The organism is Siminovitchia sp. FSL H7-0308, assembly GCF_037980985.1.
Lineage (GTDB): Bacteria > Bacillota > Bacilli > Bacillales > Bacillaceae_C > Siminovitchia > Siminovitchia thermophila.
Genome location: NZ_CP150282.1, coordinates 1,535,541 through 1,554,529 on the forward strand (window position 1 = coordinate 1,535,541; position 18,989 = coordinate 1,554,529).

The 18,989-nt window shown below is 41.9% G+C and carries 22 protein-coding genes and 1 riboswitch; of the genes, 18 read left to right on the top strand and 4 right to left on the bottom strand.

Annotation, left to right across the window (positions count from 1 at the left end; all coding sequences use genetic code 11):
- The first annotated feature begins 76 nt into the window (after window positions 1-76).
- The 6 genes from rpmG (at window position 77) to MHB50_RS07245 (ending at window position 5,174) form a co-directional block, all read left to right on the top strand.
- The gene (gene rpmG / locus MHB50_RS07220) at window positions 77-226 is read left to right on the top strand and encodes a 50S ribosomal protein L33 (protein ID WP_077109971.1); all 150 of its coding nucleotides are present in this window, start codon (window positions 77-79) and stop codon (window positions 224-226) included.
- A gap of 69 nt (window positions 227-295) precedes the next feature.
- Entirely contained in the window at window positions 296-856 is a 561-nt protein-coding gene (locus MHB50_RS07225) for a 5-formyltetrahydrofolate cyclo-ligase (RefSeq protein WP_077109972.1), read from the top strand.
- A gap of 59 nt (window positions 857-915) precedes the next feature.
- Entirely contained in the window at window positions 916-1,095 is a 180-nt protein-coding gene (locus MHB50_RS07230) for a hypothetical protein (RefSeq protein WP_340085075.1), read from the top strand.
- 152 nt (window positions 1,096-1,247) lie between these two features.
- Window positions 1,248-2,759: a rhomboid family intramembrane serine protease gene (locus MHB50_RS07235; protein WP_077111930.1), complete on the top strand. Its 1,512-nt coding sequence runs from the start codon at window positions 1,248-1,250 to the stop codon at window positions 2,757-2,759.
- Between the two features lie 9 nt (window positions 2,760-2,768).
- Window positions 2,769-2,969, top strand: a complete 201-nt coding sequence (locus MHB50_RS07240; RefSeq protein ID WP_077111929.1) for a YqgQ family protein — start codon at window positions 2,769-2,771, stop codon at window positions 2,967-2,969.
- 306 nt (window positions 2,970-3,275) lie between these two features.
- Window positions 3,276-5,174, top strand: a complete 1,899-nt coding sequence (locus MHB50_RS07245; protein WP_077111928.1) for an LTA synthase family protein — start codon at window positions 3,276-3,278, stop codon at window positions 5,172-5,174.
- Between the two features lie 1,125 nt (window positions 5,175-6,299).
- Here the strand turns inward: MHB50_RS07245 and MHB50_RS07250 are convergent.
- Window positions 6,300-6,467 carry a DUF2759 domain-containing protein gene (locus MHB50_RS07250; protein WP_077111393.1) on the bottom strand — a complete coding sequence of 56 codons (168 nt, stop codon included), beginning with the start codon at window positions 6,465-6,467 and terminating at the stop codon, window positions 6,300-6,302.
- Window positions 6,468-6,696: 229 nt separating this feature from the next.
- On the opposite strand from MHB50_RS07250, the gene MHB50_RS07255 reads away from it, so the two are divergent.
- Complete coding sequence (locus tag MHB50_RS07255; protein WP_077111391.1) at window positions 6,697-7,323, top strand: MBL fold metallo-hydrolase; 627 nt, start codon at window positions 6,697-6,699, stop codon at window positions 7,321-7,323.
- A 46-nt stretch (window positions 7,324-7,369) separates the two neighbouring features.
- Here MHB50_RS07255 and MHB50_RS07260 read toward each other — a convergent pair whose 3' ends face one another.
- Window positions 7,370-7,615 (bottom strand): DUF2626 domain-containing protein, encoded by a 246-nt coding sequence (locus MHB50_RS07260; protein WP_077111389.1) that lies wholly within the window; start codon window positions 7,613-7,615, stop codon window positions 7,370-7,372.
- A 457-nt stretch (window positions 7,616-8,072) separates the two neighbouring features.
- On the opposite strand from MHB50_RS07260, the gene comGA reads away from it, so the two are divergent.
- From comGA to MHB50_RS07300, 8 genes are all read left to right on the top strand, one after another.
- Window positions 8,073-9,185, top strand: a complete 1,113-nt coding sequence (gene comGA, locus MHB50_RS07265; protein WP_077111387.1) for a competence type IV pilus ATPase ComGA — start codon at window positions 8,073-8,075, stop codon at window positions 9,183-9,185.
- Window positions 9,085-10,155, top strand: a complete 1,071-nt coding sequence (comGB, locus tag MHB50_RS07270) for a competence type IV pilus assembly protein ComGB (RefSeq protein ID WP_139345616.1) — start codon at window positions 9,085-9,087, stop codon at window positions 10,153-10,155. The genes comGA and comGB overlap by 101 nt, the downstream gene beginning before the upstream one ends.
- A 15-nt stretch (window positions 10,156-10,170) precedes the next feature.
- Window positions 10,171-10,491, top strand: a complete 321-nt coding sequence (gene comGC / locus MHB50_RS07275; RefSeq protein WP_340085076.1) for a competence type IV pilus major pilin ComGC — start codon at window positions 10,171-10,173, stop codon at window positions 10,489-10,491.
- Window positions 10,492-10,543: 52 nt separating this feature from the next.
- The gene (gene comGD / locus MHB50_RS07280) at window positions 10,544-10,936 is read left to right on the top strand and encodes a competence type IV pilus minor pilin ComGD (RefSeq protein WP_236016962.1); all 393 of its coding nucleotides are present in this window, start codon (window positions 10,544-10,546) and stop codon (window positions 10,934-10,936) included.
- Complete coding sequence (locus MHB50_RS07285) at window positions 10,923-11,231, top strand: type II secretion system GspH family protein (protein WP_205178673.1); 309 nt, start codon at window positions 10,923-10,925, stop codon at window positions 11,229-11,231. Before comGD ends, MHB50_RS07285 begins: the two co-directional genes overlap by 14 nt.
- Window positions 11,200-11,655 (top strand): competence type IV pilus minor pilin ComGF, encoded by a 456-nt coding sequence (gene comGF / locus MHB50_RS07290; RefSeq protein WP_077111379.1) that lies wholly within the window; start codon window positions 11,200-11,202, stop codon window positions 11,653-11,655. Before MHB50_RS07285 ends, comGF begins: the two co-directional genes overlap by 32 nt.
- Window positions 11,655-11,840, top strand: coding sequence for a hypothetical protein (locus MHB50_RS07295; RefSeq protein ID WP_340085077.1), 186 nt, complete (start codon window positions 11,655-11,657; stop codon window positions 11,838-11,840). Before comGF ends, MHB50_RS07295 begins: the two co-directional genes overlap by 1 nt.
- A 170-nt stretch (window positions 11,841-12,010) precedes the next feature.
- Window positions 12,011-12,196, top strand: coding sequence for a YqzE family protein (locus MHB50_RS07300; protein WP_077111377.1), 186 nt, complete (start codon window positions 12,011-12,013; stop codon window positions 12,194-12,196).
- Window positions 12,197-12,200: 4 nt separating this feature from the next.
- Here MHB50_RS07300 and MHB50_RS07305 read toward each other — a convergent pair whose 3' ends face one another.
- Together MHB50_RS07305 and MHB50_RS07310 are read right to left on the bottom strand one after the other, a co-directional pair.
- Entirely contained in the window at window positions 12,201-12,992 is a 792-nt protein-coding gene (locus MHB50_RS07305) for a YqhG family protein (protein ID WP_205178669.1), read from the bottom strand.
- Window positions 12,961-14,661 (bottom strand): SNF2-related protein, encoded by a 1,701-nt coding sequence (locus tag MHB50_RS07310; protein WP_340085078.1) that lies wholly within the window; start codon window positions 14,659-14,661, stop codon window positions 12,961-12,963. The genes MHB50_RS07305 and MHB50_RS07310 overlap by 32 nt, the downstream gene beginning before the upstream one ends.
- A 133-nt stretch (window positions 14,662-14,794) precedes the next feature.
- Window positions 14,795-14,889: riboswitch (glycine riboswitch) on the top strand.
- A 166-nt stretch (window positions 14,890-15,055) separates the two neighbouring features.
- Between MHB50_RS07310 and gcvT the strand changes: the two genes are divergently transcribed.
- Genes gcvT through gcvPB form a run of 3 tightly spaced genes read left to right on the top strand, consistent with a single transcriptional unit; the run spans window position 15,056 to window position 18,981 of the window.
- On the top strand, window positions 15,056-16,162 hold the full coding sequence (gcvT, locus tag MHB50_RS07315) for a glycine cleavage system aminomethyltransferase GcvT (RefSeq protein ID WP_340085079.1): 1,107 nt from the start codon (window positions 15,056-15,058) through the stop codon (window positions 16,160-16,162).
- Window positions 16,163-16,181: 19 nt separating this feature from the next.
- A complete protein-coding gene (gene gcvPA / locus MHB50_RS07320; RefSeq protein WP_340085308.1) occupies window positions 16,182-17,528 on the top strand; it encodes an aminomethyl-transferring glycine dehydrogenase subunit GcvPA in 1,347 nt (448 codons plus the stop codon).
- Complete coding sequence (gene gcvPB, locus MHB50_RS07325; protein ID WP_340085080.1) at window positions 17,521-18,981, top strand: aminomethyl-transferring glycine dehydrogenase subunit GcvPB; 1,461 nt, start codon at window positions 17,521-17,523, stop codon at window positions 18,979-18,981. The genes gcvPA and gcvPB overlap by 8 nt, the downstream gene beginning before the upstream one ends.
- Window positions 18,982-18,989 lie beyond the last annotated feature (8 nt).

Sequence of the window (18,989 nt, forward strand, 5' to 3'; positions counted from 1 at the left end):
TCCCTGATAAAAAGTGATATTATATAAAAGTCCTGTAATGGTGTATAATGTGAGAAGTTTGGAGGGAAAGACAGTCATGCGCGTTAATATTACATTAGCTTGCACAGAATGCAATGAGCGTAATTATATTTCTACAAAAAACAAACGCAATAATCCTGATCGCCTTGAGTTGAAAAAATACTGCCCAAGAGAAAAAAGGGTTACATTGCATCGTGAAACAAAATAACACGCGAAAGAGCCAGAGCACGGTGAACGCCGATGATACTGGCTTTTTCTATATTCAGGAGATGTTTGTATGGATAAGAAATCACTTAGAAAAATGATGGGAGAAAAACTGCAAACGCTTGACCGCTTCCGCTATGAACAGATGTCTTATGAGATAGGAAAATCATTGGTTGACACCGAGGAATGGAAAGAAGCGAAAACGGTTGCATTGACGGTTTCCAGATTTCCCGAAGTCGATACATGGCAGTTGATCCGGAAAGGGTGGGATCAGTCCAAAAGAGTAGTTGTGCCAAAATGTCATGCCGAAACAAAACAGATGACTTTTCGACAAATCCACTCATTTACCAACTTGGAACATTCTTTTTTTGGCTTGTTCGAGCCGAAAGAACATGAAACGGATGCCGTATCTAAAGAAGAAATTGATTTGGTGATTGTTCCTGGATTACTGTATAACAGGGCCGGATATCGAGTGGGTTTTGGCGGTGGCTATTATGACCGGTTTTTAAAGGATTACCGGGGTTATACCATTTCTCTCGCTTTCTCATTTCAGCTGATAGATCACTTACCACATGAAGAATATGATATTCCTATAGGAAAAATGATAACGGAAAAAGAAATCATTCGTACATAACAATGCCAAAATGAATAAACCCTCCCGATCGTAGCACAATAGGAACAGGAGGGATTGAGATGAAGAAAATGACAAACATTTTATTGCTTGTTGCCGCCGCTTTGCTGGCATACCAATGGCGCTACAAGATTTTGAATGCTTTTCTTGGCAATGAGTCCATCAGAAAGATGAGCGTAGGGATGGCGATGAATATCCTGGGAGTCAGGGATCGATTTACCGAAAGTGTATCCCGAAAGTAATCATCACGACCTGGACGCGGGTCTTTTTTTTTATTTTCATGGGCTTGAACTCCGGTGTATATGTGTGCATTGCTTTACAATCTCGTATCCATTTAGCTATATTATAGTGACAGGAAGCGGTATGAGCCGCAGAAAGCGGGGCAACAAAATTGATGGAACGTGAACAGTGGATGTTTTGGCGCCTGGCTCAACTTTTTATCCAGGAATTACATTATAGACTTGTGCGCTTAAATGAAGATGAAAATGAGATTTGGCTCGAAGCGGAGCGCAATAAACGCATCCATTTTATTCGTCTGATTTCCACGAACCTTGACTGGTCCAATTGGTTGAAGCGTGACATTGAAAAGACATGGGAACAGGCGGAAAGATTACGGAAGCATCTATTCAAAAAAGAGTTGAACGTGGTAAATATATATGTGACACAACACCCGCCGGTTGATGATTATGACTGGGTCATTGAAAGGCCTTTTATGGCGGGGAGTGGGAAAACAAAAGTAGAAACAGTCATTTTGGCGCGGGAAACTGCTGAAGATGCCTTTGTGCGGCTGGGAAAACATTTTGAGTTCGCTTTCCCGCTGTCCGAAATGAGCTTTCTTGAATCGGATCATATATCCCTTAAAGAACAAGTCATCCACCATACGCGGGAACAGGAGAGGGAAGAAAGAGCATTATTTGAGTTTGGCAAACCGTTTTTTACGTATCTGTTTATAGCTGTCCAAATTTTCATGTTTTTTCTTGTTGAAATAAAGGGTGGAAGTACGAATGTTCAAACACTCATTCGATTTGGGGCGAAATATAATCCCTTAATCCTTTCAGGTGAATGGTGGCGCTTTTTTACGCCGATCTTTCTACACATCGGGATTTTGCATTTGATCATGAACACTTTGGCGCTCTTTTATTTGGGCACGGCTGTTGAAAGAATTTTTGGGCGCCTGCGCTTTTTATGGATTTATCTTTTCTCCGGGTTTACCGGCTCTGTTGCCAGTTTCCTTTTTACGGATAACCTTTCTGCGGGAGCAAGCGGGGCCATATTCGGTTGTTTTGGCGCTCTTTTATATATTGGCGTGATGAATACACAGTTGTTTTTTAGAACAATTGGCACAAACGTCCTTTTTCTGATCGGAATCAACCTTGTGTTTGGATTTACGGTGCCTGGGATCGATAATGCGGGTCACATCGGCGGGCTGGTCGGCGGCTTTTTGGCAACGGGGGTCGTTCATTTTCCGAAGAAAAGAAAATGGGCAACGCAATTCCTGTTTTTGGTGATAGCTGCCATCGCAGTAACATTAGCCCTATACGGCGGGTACCATGCCGACCGTGCGGATGTGATCAATGCCCGGGCTAAGAAGCAAATCGAAAACAGAGAATTTGAATCAGCTTATGACATGTTGTCACAGTCTATTTCACAAGGGAAAGGGGACGCGGTGACTTATTTCCAACTCGCCTATACGGAAATTCAGTTCCACAAAATGGAAGATGCAAAAAAGCATTTGCAAAAGGCGATCGAATTGGAGCCGCACTTTTCTGAAGCACATTTTAATTTGGCCTTGCTTTATTATGATGAAGGAAATCTCGAACTTGCCAAAGAACATGCTGCGAAAGTGGAAAAAGTAGGAGATGAACAAAAGTTTCAGGACTTTATCGACAAATTAGAAGAGCAATAGGTGGTTTGAATGAAATCTGCATTCGATGTACAACAATTGTTAAAGAGGTTTGGCATTTTTGTCTATTTGGGTGACAGAGAAGCCGAATTGCAGTTGATGGAAGACGAGATCAAAGAAATATACTCTGCCGGACTTATAACACCGCAAGATTTTCAAAAAACAATGATCATATTAAAAAGCGAGATGAATAAATATAAGAGCGGCCATTAAATGGGTGGTTGGGAAAAAAAGTATTTCAAATCTCTTCCTTATATGATAAAATAGATCTTTGTTTACGGTATAAAAACTCGTAAATTTCTTTTTTTATGTTAAAAAATGAAACTTTTTATGCTTTAAACGTCTAATATTAAGGTGAAGAGCATACGTTGGCTTAATGAGCAAGTCTCTTTGCTAGGATATTGCAAGTTGATTTTTTAAAAGAATCATATTATGATAGACGGTAGTTTCTTTTTTGATATTCTATAAAATGGAAACAATCGCGAATTTGGTTTGAGGAAGCAAACAGGAGGTCATAAGATGAGCAGGCTAAAAATTCAAAAGCTCTCCATTCCGGTAGTAGCGGCCGTAATGCTCTGGCTAAAAACATACATCGTATATAAAACAAGTTTTGACATCAAGATCGAAAATATTATGCAGGAGCTTATATTATTCATCAATCCATTAAGCTTTTTGCTGTTTGCTTTTGGTATTGCATTCTTTTTTAATTCGGAGAAAATTAGAAACCGTTATGTAATGGCCACAAGCTTTATTCTGGGGTTTATATTATATGCCAATATTGCATTTTACAGGTTTTTTACAGATTTCATCACTTTGCCTGTTTTGTTCCAGACAAGCAACTTTGCCGACTTGGGGGACAGTGCACTAACCGAAATTCATTGGTATGACATCATTTACTTTGTGGATGTCATCATCCTTGCCATGTTCATGAAATATAAACGCAAGGTAGAAGAATTCGTGCCCGTTAAAAAAATGCACCAACGCGCTTATTTTCTTGTCGCCTTTGCGTTGCTCTTTTTAAATATCGGACTGGCAGAAACAGAGCGGCCCCAGCTTTTAACGAGAACATTTGACAGGGAAATGCTTGTTAAAAATTTAGGAACATACAATTACCATTTGTATGATGTTTTTCTTCAATCCAAATCATCTGCTCAAAGGGCAATGGCTGACGGCAGTGAGCTTGTCGATATTGACAACTACGTCCGGGCCAATTACGTTAAACCAAATGAGGATATGTTTGGCATTGCTGAAAACCGAAATTTGATTGTCGTTTCTTTGGAATCTGTTCAGTCATTTGTCTTAAACAACGATGTATATGGAGAAGAAGTTACACCGTTTTTAAACAGCTTCATTAAAGATAGCTATTACTTTGACAATTTTTATCATCAGACAGGGCAAGGGAAAACGTCCGATTCGGAGTTTTTACTTGAAAACTCATTATATCCGTTGAACCGCGGAGCTGTATTTTTTACGCATTCCGGAAACGAATATGATTCAATGGCCGAGAATTTAAGCAAGAAAGGCTACTATACATCAACGATGCACGCGAATAACAAAAGCTTCTGGAATCGCGACATCATGTACCAGGCACTTGGTTATGATTATTACTACTCGGCAACAGATTATGAAATTACCCCTGATATTTCTGTCGGCTGGGGTATGAAAGACATTCCTTTCTTCGAACAGTCAGTTGAAATGATGAAGGAAATGCAGAAGCCGTTTTATACAAAAATGATTACCTTAACAAACCACCATCCATTCAGATTGGATGAGGAAGATAAATTTATTGATGAATATGATTCAAAAAGCGGTACGCTAAACCGTTATTTCCAAACGGTCCGCTATACTGATGAAGCTGTAAAAGCATTCATTCAAAAATTGAAAGATGAAGGGTTGTATGACAATTCGATCATCGTCATGTATGGTGACCATTACGGCATTTCTGAAAATCATAACGAAGCAATGGCACAATATCTTGGAAAAGAAGTGACTCCGTTTGTCAGTGTGCAATTGCAGCGCGTTCCTTTTATCGTTCATATTCCAGGTGTTACGGATCAAGGAAAAGGGAAAACCATTTCCAAAGTGGGCGGTCAAATTGACTTGAAGCCAACACTGCTGCATTTACTCGGTGTGGACACGAAATCGAGCATTCAATTCGGTGAAGATCTGTTTTCCGATGACCACCGTGATTTTGCAGTATTTCGTGACGGGAGCTTTATCACCAAAGATTATGTTTATACGGATAATACATGCTATTCGAAGGAAACAGAACAGCCGGTTGAAGGCTCGTTATGTGAACCATATAAAGAGAAAGCTCGTGTGGAACTTGATTATTCGGATAAGATCATTTACGGGGACTTGCTCAGATTTTATGAATCAAGAGATTATCGAGGCAACTTAATGGAGCAGCAACAATAACAGAAACCGCAGTGAAAGCTGCGGTTTCTTTTTGATCTGTGAGCTTCCCGGTCTATAGTAAACTAGCGAAAGCAGAGGTAACAGCTATTAGAGCGAAGTGGAAATGGTGTGAAATCGGACCGGCGAACCTTCGGTTTAGTCCTGAATTACTTTTGGGCGAGTTTGCAGCATAAAAAAGACATTAATCATTCAATAAAGAAATGCGGGCAGACATATTTGTCAAAGAGAGCTTGTTCTTTCATTGGGGTCATTTTGCCCAGGCTGTCATTGAAACAAGCCTGATCTCAATAGACGAGACGCCTCGTAACTTCAGTTGCGATGAAAAGGCGGGATTGCATGCAAGCAGCCATATGAGCTCTCAGAGGCAAACACACAAGCGATAACAGATTATGCTCGGCGGCGAGATATGGAAAAGTGTTGAGCACGATAAAGGCTATGAAGAGCGCTTTAGCATTGCAAAGAACCGCGGGTGGGGCATTCGCTTTCAATTTGGCGCAAAATAAAAGAGGCTGTGGCACAACTAAATCAGCTGATGAAAAAACGAACCATAAAGTGAAACTTCATTCAGTAGGAGTTTTCTTCCATCTCCTACTGAATGTTAGTTGAACCAATCGGGCACCTTACATGCCGGATAAATTGTCCCAGTGTATCATACGCAAGCTTTTAGCGTAGCAAAATAGGTAGACTCCTGCGGGAGTAGCTCAAGCCCGCAGGAAAGCGATCTTTGCTTTCCGACGAAGCTGAAGAGACCTGCGTAAAGCGAAATATGTTGACGTAGCGAAGATAGGGATTTTTTTAACACAAATAAACCGAACAATTTTAAATGAATTGTTCGGTTTTTGCTATTTTGTATTTGCTTATGTTCCAGCCTCTTTTCTCAAGGTAAGAGTAAAATTGCGTCAGCGCTCAGCGACTGGGAAACTTCGTTCTCTTTTCCTCGAGAAAGTGAATTGAGGGCACTACGACGGTAACATCACGTGCTCCTGCGCCGCAGCTTATTCAGTGAAGCTTGTTCAGCTCGCACAATGCCTGCAGAAGCAAATACATGGTAATCTGCGTATGTGTTTCTTTTCAGATCGTATATCACTGAACAGGCGCTTGCGCTTTTCTTACAAGGTCACATTTTTATTCTGGATATCCTGAAAAAATAAATGTCATGACCGAAAAGAATCCGAATACCCCGACAGTTCCCAGGGAGAAAATGATACCTAATACGTTTCTGTTTTTTAAAGAGCTGACCAATGCAAACACTGCAAGTATCGAAACTAAGGAGAAAATAATTGCTGTACCCATTTATTTAAGAGCTCCCTTCTAAGTGATAATAAGGAAATATACTATGTATTAGTAAGATGCCGCTCCTCATATTTTAAAGCTTTTTATCCTGTTTGTCGAGCTTCAAAAGTGACACTTCCTTGAATCTTACTTATTTTGCCCGTTCCTTCCAGTCTTAAACGTTAACCTTTTATTTTTCATGATCGTTCATGGTAAACTTGAAAAAGAGAAACCAGAAAGGAGCTTGCAAATGAATCTTAAGCAAATACCCCTCGGCCCTCTTCAAGCAAATTGTTATTTGCTTTTTAATGAAAAAAAAGAGTGTGTCATTTTCGATCCGGGTTTTGATGGGGAACGGCTCATTGAATACATGAAGCAAGAAGGATTCAAACCCATTGCTGTTCTTTTGACACATGCGCATTTTGATCATATTGGCGCTGTGGAAGAAGTACGGAATCATTGGGGAATCCCAGTTTACATCCACGAATTGGAGAAGGACTGGTTAATGGACCCGTCATTAAACGGATCTGCCCGTTATCCAATGGAACCGATTTCCGGGAGACCGGCAGACCACCTATTTACCAAAGAGGAAAAGGTGGAGATCGGTCCATTTACCTTGGAGCTTTTGGAAACTCCCGGTCATTCCCCAGGAAGCCTTTCTTATTACATAAAGGAAATGGGCTCTGTTTTGTCCGGCGATGCCCTTTTTTCCGGCGGCATTGGAAGAACAGACTTACCCGGTGGAGACCATGCCACATTAATTGAAAGCATCCACCAAAAGCTGTTTACACTGCCTGATGATACGGTAGTTTTTCCCGGACACGGCCTTTCCACGACAATTGAGACAGAGAAAACAAGCAATCCGTATCTTGTTTAGAAATCAAAAGAAAGCTTCCGCCATCTTAGGAAGCTTTCTTTACGGATTAATTTAACCCTCCGCCAGGCGGCATTAAAAATAGGGTATAGTATGTAAAACCAGCGAAAAATACAGTCAGGTATGCGCCGAACACATACATATACATCCGTTCCGTCAGATTCAAATAGCCAAGCAATACAAAGAATCCTGTCTGGCCAAGAAAGAGTAGCGCGGTTTTATCCATTCCGCCAAGATAAAACATAATAGTAAAAATACCAGTCCAAAAACCTAATACTCTGTACATGCGATCCATAAAGAATCCCTCCTTTGCAGCATGTAGTCCATCAATTTCTTATTATAAATGAAAACGAATCAAAAAGTAAACATATTCGAAGCCTTGTTTGTGTCGAATGCGTGATAAAGTGAAACTTCAATCAGTGCGGCTTTTTGCCCAGTTATAAAAAATCCTGTCGGCAAGTTTAAGCAAAGACGCCCTCGAAAGCTTCGGGCGCATCCGATGTTTCCGCAACTTCCTTTTCCTGTCGACCTAAGCCAATCCCCAATCGAGCTATAGTGGCAGGTGATCGTCTTACCTCGAACTTTTAAAGCGGGGCTCATACTGCCAGTTCAATAAAGCGGGATAAACGTATTATTTAGTTAGTATGCCCGCTTTTCGGTTTTTGAAAAAGATTTTTCAAATTAAAGAAGGAGAAACGGATTTTATGTCGAATACATGTATTAAGCAAAATAAAGGTGGTGTTTTATGATTTATGTCCATTGAGCGTACAGCCGACGAGCTTATTTCACTGGCAGCCAGGCTGGGCGTGACGGATGTACACATTGTTCCCCGGAGGAAGGATTACTTGATCAAATTTCGCCTCCACGGTCATCTGATACCGCGTAAACCGATTCCCCCCATAGCCGGAGAACGGCTCATTTCCCATTTAAAGTTCATGGCTTCCATGGATATAAGCGAAAAACGAAAACCGCAAAGCGGCGCATGGCAGACTCACTGCCATGGGAAACAGATTTCGCTTCGCATTTCTACCCTTCCAACCGCCCTTTCAAAGGAAAGCTTGGTTATTCGTATCATCCCCCAAAAACAGTCATTTTCACTCGAAAAAATGTCATTGTTTCCAAAGAGCATTCAACAACTGTATTCAATGATGTCTTTGTCACACGGCATGATCATCTTTAGTGGACCGACAGGCAGTGGAAAGACCACGGCCATTTATAAGTTGGCGGAATATAGCTGCAAGAGAGTACAGAGAAATATGATTACTTTGGAAGATCCCGTAGAAAGTCAAAACGATCTTTTTCTTCAGGTTCAGGTAAATGAAAAAGCGGGAATTACTTATCACACCGGGCTGAAGGCTATTTTGCGCCATGATCCCGATATGATCTTTATCGGTGAGATTCGCGATGCGGAAACAGCCAAGATCGCCATTCGTGCTGCCATGACAGGCCATCTTGTCCTCACGAGCATGCATACAAGAAACGCAGAGGGCGCTGTTGATCGTCTATTGGAATTTGGTGTACATCCTTTGGAAATTGAACAGACGGTTATTGGGGTGGCGGCCCAAAGGCTTGTCTCTCTTTTATGCCCGTATTGTAAGGGGAGGTGCTCTGAATTTTGCAGGCGGGACGGATTCCCGAAAAGGACGGCCGTATTCGATGTAGTCAATGGCGAAATGCTGCAGACAATGATCAAAACGGCAAAAAAAGGGGGGAGGGTAAGACGGTCAAGAAACTTGGAAAGTATGATTAGAAAGGGGATTGCGCTTGGCTACATTTCTTGTGAGGAATATGATCGTTGGGTCGTTGAAGAGAAGCAAGAAGCTGCGTCTGAAAGAACAGGGAATCTTTTTAAATCGTATCTCTGAAATGACAGATAAAGGTTTTTCGCTGGCTGAATCGCTTGATTTTCTTGGACGGATGCATGAAAGGCATCTGCCAAAATTCCAAGCGATGATAGACGGTCTGCAAAGTGGAGAGGCTATTCACAGTGTATTTCATCAACAGGGGTTTGATCGTCAGGCATGCTCTCAACTTTATTTTGCTGAAAAGCATGGTTTTATCACAACAGCCATGAAAGAATCCGGAATGTATTTGCTCAGAAAAGATGAACAACGAAAAAAAATGTTGCAACTGCTGCAATATCCATTCATATTACTGCTCATTCTAGTGATCGTGGGATTCCTCCTCCATCATCTCTTGCTGCCTCGTTTCCAAATGTTTTATGATTCGATGGGCTATGAGCCCAATATGGCACTAAAATGGTTTCTCCATTTCATTCAAACGTTTCCCTATTATTTTACGTTTTCCTTAATGACAATAGGTTGTCTGTTTATCGTTTTATTACGCATACTCCACAGAAAGTCCGCACTTGACAGAGCCCTGTTTCTTTCAAAAACCCCGTTTATTCACTCCTACTATAAGCTGTACCGAACGATCTTCCTTGCCAGAGAATGGAGCTTTTTATTAAAAAGCGGCTTTTCGGTCAACGAAATCACTCAAATTATGTTGACACAGCCTTTTCAGCCTTTATTAAAAGAATCCGCCGGTGAGATTAAGAGCATGTTGAAAATTGGATATTCCTTTTCGGAGGCTCTTATTCACTTAGGATTTTTGGAAGAGGAATTGATTGAAATTGTTGCCCACGGCGAACAAAACGGAAAGCTGGACAGTGAGCTGCTTTTTTACAGTGAATTTTGTCTGCAGAGGCTGGAAGAAAAAACAAGGAAGATTTTTACCATGTTACAGCCTGTTATGTTTGTGTTAATCGGGATCATGGTGATTGCCATTTATATGTCGATCTTTTTGCCGATGTTTCAGATTATTGATTCCATTTAAAGAGGAGGATACACAATGTTGAAGTTTTTTCGGAAAAATCAGAAGGGATTTACATTGGTGGAAATGATGGTAGTTCTTTTGGTCATTACAGTGTTGATTCTTGTCGCGCTTCCGAATGTGACAAAACACAGCTCAAACATTAATAACAAAGGATGCGATGCGATCAGACACATGGTGCAGGGACAGGTTGAGGCCTATCGGTTGACACACCAACAAATTCCTTCTTTTACTGAGTTGCAAAGAGAAGGTTATGTAAAGGAAAAAGACAACACTTGTCCAAACGGTAAAACTTTGGTGATTGATTCTAACGGGGAGGTCAAAGTATCGTCAAATTGACATGAGAATCCTTCAACATATTCGGTCTGTAAAAGGCTTCACTTTGCTTGAAATGCTCATCGTATTAGCTGTTGTGTCGATAATGCTCGCAGTTGGAATAGCAGGGGTTAAACCTGTTATGGAATGGGTGCAAAAACAAATGTTCATCACTCAGCTTGAGTCCGATTTATATTATGCCCATTCATATGCCATTAACAGGAAAGAAACCATTGTGTTTCGATTTTCAAAGGAGCAAAACGTATATGAGGCAGCATCTGGCAGAAAAACCATTATCAAAAGAAAGTTTCCAGACTCCATCAAGATGACAGGCGGCAATTTATCTCGTTTCCATATTACACCGGAAGGAACGATTTCCTATTTTGGAACCGTTCAATTTCAGGTGAATGATACCGCCGTTAAACTAACAATTTATTTAGGGAGGGGAAGGTTTAATGTTAAAAAGTGAAGACGGTTTTACTCTTCTGGACGGACTGGTATCATTCAGTTTCTTACTGCTTGTCGCTTCTTTGCTTTTCCCCTTATTGTTTCGCATGATCGATGTACTAAGTGAGGGAAAAAAAGAATTAACAGCCTACCGATTGCTGTATGAGCAGGTAGAGGAGTCGATTTGGTTGAATGATTGGGAGAACAGGCGGCTCATTCGAGAGAATATAGAATATGTATTTTCTTTTCATGATGTTCAAGAGAAAAAGAAAGCGTGTGTAACCTATGAAAGTAAAACAGTCTGTATGGAACAATGAATGCGGCTTTACATTGCTGGAGGCGATTATGACAATGGTCATTTCCAGTTTAATCCTGTCTTTTATTCCGCTTATGTATCTTTCATATGCGGCGGTGGAACGCAGCATTTCAACGGAGAAAGATTACGAATGGAACATTTTCCTTATTCAATTTCGTCGAGAATTGTATAGCGCCGAAGATTGGACAGTGGGATCCGATGAGCGGATTCTCATAGAAAAAAACGACATACCCATTTCATATGAACGTTACGGGAGGGTCGTCCGAAGGAAGGTTCGTGATAAGGGGCACGAGATTGTATTGCAAAATGTAGCGGGATTTTCCTTCCGGAAGGAAAGGCCAGGGATATATATGATGGTGGAATTTGCCGATGGAACAACGAAAGAAGCTTCACTTTATCCGGTGTTTGGATGGGAGGATGAATAATGGGGAATGAGCGGGGCGCTGTTTTTCCTTTAACACTCATGATCGTTTTTATTGCCTTTTTGATAGCAAGCCAAACGGCTTTTATCTTTATATCCCAACATGGATATTTAAAAGAGATAAGCAATTATTATAAGCAGGAAGGTGAGCGTTTGTTGAATGAGACGCTTCGGGAAGAGGATGAGTGAACGAAAAGCAAATAGTTTTTTCAAACGCTTTTAATGCATTCATATGAAGGGGTGCAGTTTGGTGACTCCGAAGGGATTATCCAATATGTAACCCCCTCGCTTTCTAGTAAGGAGGCACTAAAAATCGGGTAAATGGGCATACTCTTTTAAAAAAGAAGGGTGGTCTGTTTATGTCGACTAACGACTATGTCAAATACATGACAGAAACGTTCATTAAGCATTTGGAGAAGCCGAGATCGGAACGAAAAGAGTCAAGGAAGAAGAGGAAAGAAGGAAAAGGCCCCTTCTTGTTAAACTGGTTTGGGCTGATTCCCGTTTCACTCGTCATGTTGTTTAAGAGGGAAGGACGCAACTAAATATTTAGATTGGCGAGGCAAGGTAAAAAAGACCACCATTTATGATTTCAATGTTGATTTTCGGTTCATATTGGTCAATCAGTGCTTTTTTCTCAATCTCGTACGTTTCCGGCTTGTCAACTTGATCGGCATAAAATTGGTCTAACAGATTCAAGTCTTCCTCCTGTCTCTTTTTGGCCAACACGGCCCATGAATGGTCACTGGCTGCAATTTCATTCTTTACAAATGCATCGATTCTTTTTAAACCGCTGCCGGGTTTGATGATGGGGGAAATTGTAAAACAATAATCCGGAATTTTTGGTACGAGCTGGCGGCTTTGCATTTTTTCATGAAAATGATCGACGAGCATGCCGTTTATTAAATGGAGCCCGAAGGATTTTAACACATCCCGTTTCCTGTCGGAACGATATGATATTTTCAAATTCACATTCAGCCAGGGATAAAGCGGAACGGATTGAAATGGAGGTGGGTTTGGCTGTTCGTACAACCGGATATAGGCTGCCATTTTTTTGGCTGAATGGAATAATTGGTGAAGACGGGGGGCGCCAAAATGTATATATTCGCCCTTTACATTTTCCGGAGCTTTTTCTTCATCTGTAATAAAAGTCAGTTTTCCCGGATTGGGTATTCCGCCCGTCTTTTCTAAATATGTCCAATAAAATGGCCGATTCATCAGTTCCTTATCCATTTCTATCGTTAATTGGACGGTTAAAAATCCGGGGCCGTTTTCCAAAATGGTGCATTGCGTCGCTTCAAAAAAGTTCTCAAGATATTGATGTATTTCTTGTTGAAGCATTTGTTTCACTTTCCTCTCTTATGGAATCAGCAAACTGGATGAAGGCGGAAAGGTTTGCCATCTTCACCTTCAGTTCCCCTTCCGACTTGGATTCCTTGAAAATATCATGCATATGTTCCTCGATACTGCCAAATTCCAGCTTTGCCAGAATATCATCCAATTCTCCGACTACACGCTCAAAGAGTTTAATTTTTTGCGTCAGCAAATTGACAATATGTTCTTCAATTGTATTTTTCACTGCGAAGTTATAAATATACACATCTTCCTTCTGGCCCAGTCGGTGCACCCGGCCAATTCTTTGCTCAAGGCGCATCGGATTCCATGGCAAGTCAAAGTTGATGACGTGGTTGCAAAACTGCAAATTTATCCCTTCGCCACCGGCTTCGGTTGCGATCAGTACTTGCACGTGATTTTTGAACAATTCTTTCATCCAATCTTTTTTCCCGCGCTTAAAACCTCCGCGAAACGGAACAGATTTAATCCCGTGCTGCTGCAAAAACCATTGCAAGTATAGTTGCGTAGCACGGTACTCTGTAAAAATAATCACTTTATCATTGATTTTTTTAATCAATTCGAGCGCTTTCAGTGCTTTTGAGTTTTGTGATACGGCATCTATCTTTGTTTGCAAAAATGTAAGCTTGTTCACATATTCATCTGAGGGGTTTTCATATTTTTGCAACATGTTTTTTAATGTAAAATAAACGGCTTCCCGGCTACTGCACGCTTCCCGCTGTAAAGTAATAATTGAAAAAGCATTTGCTGTATAAGATTCACAGGACTCCCTTAATATATCAATCCCATCATAAAGCTCGCGTTCCTCTTTGCTGAATTCAATCGGAATGGTTTCAACATGGCGCTTTGTCCATTCAATTTTGGTGTCAGCTCTTCTGTTCCGAATCATTACTTTATTAATCAGGCTTTTTAAATGTTCATTTTCTTGCTTTGATAATTTTTTATTTTTATATTTCTCCAAAAAGCTGCTTTGGCTCCCTAGGTGGCCTGGCTTTAACAAGGAGACGAGGTAGAAAATTTCCTCAATTTTATTTTGAATCGGTGTTGCCGTCAGCAACAGACAATACTTTTTGGGGAGAGATTGCACGAACTGGTAATTTTTCGTTTTATGATTTTTCAGCTTGTGGGCCTCATCAACAATGATACAATCAAAATCTTGTTCGGAAATGATGTCGCAGTGAGGGCTCCGTTTTGCTGTATCAATGGATGAAACGATACAGTCATACTGGCCCCATACATAACTTTTTGTTGCCGCAACGGCATGGATATGGAATTTGGAATTCAGCTCGTATGTCCACTGGGAAACGAGAGATGCGGGGACAAGGATCAATGCCCGTTTGACAAGGCCGCGAATCATATATTCTTTTAAGATCAATCCCGCTTCAATTGTTTTTCCCAGCCCCACCTCATCAGCTAAAATGGCTTTGCCGTTCATATTTTCCACAACGACAGTGGCCGTTTCCAGTTGATGGGGCAATAATGTTAGTTGAGGCAAATGGTTCGGTGCGACTAGACCCTCAAACTCAGGAACGAGTAGCTGTTTTTCCGCGGTTAATGCCAGCTTGAACAATTGTTGATTGGCCCAAGGGCCATCCTGTTCGATTCGCTCCAGGAAGCCCGGAAGCCATTGGGCATCAGATTGGATAGGTACCTTCATCGTGAACGCCTCTCCTTTTCTATGTATGATTGAGGAAAATGTTTGAACAATTGGCAAAAGAATGGTACGATGTGTGTAACTAGCAAGCTTCGCATGATAATAGTATAACCAGTCTCAAAAAGAATATAGGCGAATGATGACAAGAGGAGAGACCGATGAATTTTCGGCGCCGAAGGAGCAAGCGCGAACCCGTGCGAATCTCTCAGGCAAAAAGACTCTTGTTTGACGCAACTCTGGAGAGCGTTTTCTTCCTACGAGAAAACCACCAAAGAAGAAAGCCGATCTTAAAGCGGTCAAACTTTCAGGTCCCAAGACAGAGAAACCTTTTCATAGGGGTTTTTCTGTCTTTTTTTATTGCCTGATGTTACATAAAAGATAAAAAGGAGGAAGGACAATGTCAGAATTAAAACGAACCCCTTTGTATCCTTTGTATGAAAAGTACGGGGCAAAGACGATTGATTTTGGCGGCTGGGATCTTCCTGTCCAGTTTTCCAGCATAAAAGAGGAGCATGAAGCCGTCAGGGAAAGAGCAGGCATTTTTGATGTTTCCCACATGGGAGAAGTGTTGGTGACAGGGAAAGAGAGTGAAGCGTTTCTTCAAAAATTGATGACCAATGATGTATCCAAACTGAAGAAGGGCGGCGCTCAATATACGGCAATGTGCTATGAGAATGGCGGAGTCGTAGACGATTTGCTCATCTATCGGCTTGATGAAGAAGAATACTTGTTGATCGTGAATGCCGCCAATACGGAAAAAGATGTTGCCTGGTTAACACAATACGCGGATAAAGATGTCGAAGTGAAGAATGTTTCAGACCAATATGCCTTGATTGCGATTCAAGGACCGAAAGCGCAATTGATTTTGCAAAAAATTGTAAAAAATGTGGATTTGAGAGATGTCAAATTTTTCAAATTTCAACAGAATGTTGATGTAAACGGAGCGAAAGCTCTTGTTTCCCGAACTGGGTATACAGGTGAAGACGGGTTTGAAATTTACTGTAGCCCGAAAGACGCCACTCAAATATGGGAAGATCTGCTAAAAGCAGGCAAGGAAGAGGGGATTCAGCCTTGTGGCCTTGGTGCACGAGATACGTTGCGCTTCGAGGCGACTTTGCCGCTTTATGGACAGGAATTGTCCCCGGACATTTCTCCTTTAGAGGCAGGCATCGGATTTGCCGTAAAACTCAATAAAGAAGAGGACTTTATCGGAAAAGAAGCCCTGACAAAGCAAAAGGAAAACGGCGTTTCTAGAAGACTTGTAGGTATCGAAATGCTGGAGCGGGGCATCCCGAGGCATGGCTATTCCGTATATAAGAATGATGAAGAAATTGGGTTTGTCACGTCGGGAACACAATCTCCTACGCTGAAAAAAAACATCGGCCTTGCTCTCATTCAGTCTGAGTACAGTGAAGTAGGGAATGAGTTGGAAGTGGCTGTGCGCAAAAAACGTTTACAAGCAAAAATCATTAAAACGCCATTTTATACACGTCCAAAAAAATAGGATGGGGGAGAAAAATATGATCAAACATCGTTATTTGCCTATGACGGAAGAAGACAAGAAAGAAATGCTGCAAACGATCGGAGTAGATTCAATAGATGACTTATTTTCGGATATACCGGATAAAGTGCGATTCAAAAGGAAGTACAATATTAAAAAAGCCAAATCCGAATCCGCCTTATTAAAGGAGTTGTCTCGGCTTGCTGCCAAAAATGCCGATTTACAACAACATGTTTCGTTTTTGGGAGCGGGAGTGTACGACCATTATATCCCGACAATCGTTGACCATGTGATATCTCGATCAGAGTTTTACACCGCTTACACGCCTTATCAGCCGGAAATTTCTCAAGGTGAGCTCCAGGCCATTTTTCAATTTCAAACAATGATATGTGAATTAACAGGAATGGATGTTGCAAACTCTTCCATGTATGATGGCGGAACGGCGCTTGCAGAGGCGGCCATGCTCGCTGCCGGACATACAAGAAGAAAAAAAGTTCTCGTATCAAGGACGGTCCATCCCGAATCACGCGATGTATTAAAGACATATGCCAAAGGCCAGGCAGTTGAAGTGATAGAAATTCCCGATAAAGATGGTTTGACTGATTTGGAGGCTTTAAAGGCTGAAATCAACGAGGAGGTTGCTGCGGTAATTGTACAATACCCGAACTTCTTTGGCCAAATTGAGCCGCTTAAGAAAATTGAACCGCTCATCCATGACGTAAAAGGACTGTTGATCGTTTCCAGCAACCCGCTTTCTTTAGGTGTTTTAACACCTCCAGGCGCCATTGGTGCAGATATTGTGGTCGGAGATGCCCAGCCTTTCGGCATTCCCGCTTCCTTTGGCGGTCCGCATTGCGGCTATTTCGCCGTCACGAAAAAACTTATGCGAAAAGTTCCGGGAAGACTTGTTGGACAGACAACAGACGAAGACGGCAAGAGAGGTTTCGTTTTAACGCTGCAGGCGCGCGAGCAGCATATCCGGCGCGATAAAGCAACATCAAACATCTGTTCCAACCAAGCTTTGAACGCCCTGGCTGCATCTGTAGCCATGACGGCTTTGGGAAAACACGGTGTTAAAGAAATGGCTGTTCAAAATATCCAAAAAGCACATTATGCGAAAAACGCGTTGAAAGAAAGCGGATTTTCTATCGCGTTTGACGGGCCTCATTTCAACGAGTTTATTGTAAAGCTCCGTAAGCCTGTCGGGGAAATAAATGAAAAGCTGTTGGAAAAAGGATTCATTGGCGGATATGATGTAAGCCGTGAGTATCCGGAGCTGAAAAATCATATGTTGGTTGCCGTAACGGAGTTAAGAACAAAGGAAGAGATCGATCACTTCGTAAAAGAATTGGGGGATTGTCATGAGTAAAGAGAACTTGCCTCTTATTTTTGAAATGTCAACGCCGGGCCGTATCGGATACAGCCTTCCGGAATTAGATGTTCCAGAGGTTGATGTCCATCAATTTATCCCTTCGGATTATTTGCGGGAAGAAGAACCGGAACTTCCTGAAGTATCGGAATTGGATATTATGCGGCATTTTACGGAGCTTTCGAAGCACAATCACGGAGTAGACTCAGGTTTTTATCCACTCGGCTCTTGTACAATGAAATATAATCCTAAAATCAATGAACAGGTTGCCCGCTTCCCGGGCTTTGCCCATATTCATCCTTTGCAGCCGGAATCGTCCGTTCAAGGCGGGCTCGAACTAATGTATGATTTACAGGAGCATTTAAAAGAAATTACTGGAATGGATGAAGTGACCCTCCAGCCTGCCGCAGGCGCACATGGGGAATGGACCGGTTTAATGATGATCCGTGCTTACCATGAAGCAAATGGTGACACAAACCGGACGAAAGTCATCGTCCCGGATTCGGCACATGGGACCAACCCTGCTTCAGCGACAGTAGCGGGCTTGGAAACTGTTACTGTACGTTCCGGTGAAGACGGACTGGTTGATTTAGATCACTTAAAAGAGCTTGTTGGTCCAGATACAGCCGCACTGATGCTTACAAATCCTAATACACTTGGGCTATTTGAAGAACAAATTGTGGAGATGGCGGAAATTATCCATGGAGCAGGAGGCAAGCTGTACTATGATGGCGCAAACTTAAACGCTGTGATGTCCAAAGCCCGACCAGGCGATATGGGATTTGACGTCGTCCACTTGAATCTTCACAAAACGTTTACAGGCCCGCACGGAGGTGGCGGTCCCGGATCCGGACCTGTCGGTGTCAAAAAGGATTTAATTACGTATTTGCCAAAGCCTGTGATTACGAAACGCGATGATCAATTTGTCATTGATTACGACCGTCCCAATTCCATCGGCAGGGTAAAACCATTTTATGGAAACTTTGGAATCAACGTCAGGGCATACACATACATTCGTTCAATGGGGCCTGACGGCCTCAAGGCAGTGACGGAATACGCGGTTCTCAACGCCAATTATTTGATGAGAAAGCTCGCTCCGTATTTCGATTTGCCGTATGACAGGCACTGTAAACATGAATTTGTGTTAAGCGGAAAACGCCAAAAGAAATTGGGTGTCCGGACACTTGATATTGCCAAACGTCTCCTTGACTTTGGCTATCATCCGCCGACAATCTATTTTCCGCTCAACGTCGAAGAGTGTATGATGTTTGAACCGACTGAAACAGAGTCGAAAGAAACGCTTGACGGCTTTATTGATGCGATGATCCAAATTGCAAAGGAAGCGGAAGAAAATCCGGAGATTGTCCAAGAAGCACCTCATAATACTATTGTTAAAAGACTGGATGAAACCCAGGCTGCCAGAAAGCCGATTCTTCGGTATGAAAAAGCATAAAACATATC

Bases quoted from the DNA above. Each gene is read 5' to 3' on its own strand.
- MHB50_RS07240 (WP_077111929.1), top strand. From the start codon at position 2,769: ATGAAATCTGCATTCGATGTACAACAATTGTTAAAGAGGTTTGGCATT.
- comGA (WP_077111387.1), top strand. From the start codon at position 8,073: ATGTCCATTGAGCGTACAGCCGACGAGCTTATTTCACTGGCAGCCAGG.
- comGC (WP_340085076.1), top strand. From the start codon at position 10,171: ATGTTGAAGTTTTTTCGGAAAAATCAGAAGGGATTTACATTGGTGGAA.
- MHB50_RS07310 (WP_340085078.1), bottom strand. From the start codon at position 14,661: ATGAAGGTACCTATCCAATCTGATGCCCAATGGCTTCCGGGCTTCCTG.
- MHB50_RS07225 (WP_077109972.1), top strand. From the start codon at position 296: ATGGATAAGAAATCACTTAGAAAAATGATGGGAGAAAAACTGCAAACG.
- MHB50_RS07285 (WP_205178673.1), top strand. From the start codon at position 10,923: ATGTTAAAAAGTGAAGACGGTTTTACTCTTCTGGACGGACTGGTATCA.
- MHB50_RS07250 (WP_077111393.1), bottom strand. From the start codon at position 6,467: ATGGGTACAGCAATTATTTTCTCCTTAGTTTCGATACTTGCAGTGTTT.
- MHB50_RS07230 (WP_340085075.1), top strand. From the start codon at position 916: ATGAAGAAAATGACAAACATTTTATTGCTTGTTGCCGCCGCTTTGCTG.
- comGF (WP_077111379.1), top strand. From the start codon at position 11,200: ATGAAAGTAAAACAGTCTGTATGGAACAATGAATGCGGCTTTACATTG.
- MHB50_RS07235 (WP_077111930.1), top strand. From the start codon at position 1,248: ATGGAACGTGAACAGTGGATGTTTTGGCGCCTGGCTCAACTTTTTATC.
- MHB50_RS07295 (WP_340085077.1), top strand. From the start codon at position 11,655: ATGGGGAATGAGCGGGGCGCTGTTTTTCCTTTAACACTCATGATCGTT.
- comGD (WP_236016962.1), top strand. From the start codon at position 10,544: ATGCTCATCGTATTAGCTGTTGTGTCGATAATGCTCGCAGTTGGAATA.
- gcvPB (WP_340085080.1), top strand. From the start codon at position 17,521: ATGAGTAAAGAGAACTTGCCTCTTATTTTTGAAATGTCAACGCCGGGC.
- MHB50_RS07300 (WP_077111377.1), top strand. From the start codon at position 12,011: ATGTCGACTAACGACTATGTCAAATACATGACAGAAACGTTCATTAAG.
- MHB50_RS07245 (WP_077111928.1), top strand. From the start codon at position 3,276: ATGAGCAGGCTAAAAATTCAAAAGCTCTCCATTCCGGTAGTAGCGGCC.
- rpmG (WP_077109971.1), top strand. From the start codon at position 77: ATGCGCGTTAATATTACATTAGCTTGCACAGAATGCAATGAGCGTAAT.
- gcvT (WP_340085079.1), top strand. From the start codon at position 15,056: ATGTCAGAATTAAAACGAACCCCTTTGTATCCTTTGTATGAAAAGTAC.
- MHB50_RS07260 (WP_077111389.1), bottom strand. From the start codon at position 7,615: ATGGATCGCATGTACAGAGTATTAGGTTTTTGGACTGGTATTTTTACT.
- MHB50_RS07305 (WP_205178669.1), bottom strand. From the start codon at position 12,992: ATGCTTCAACAAGAAATACATCAATATCTTGAGAACTTTTTTGAAGCG.
- MHB50_RS07255 (WP_077111391.1), top strand. From the start codon at position 6,697: ATGAATCTTAAGCAAATACCCCTCGGCCCTCTTCAAGCAAATTGTTAT.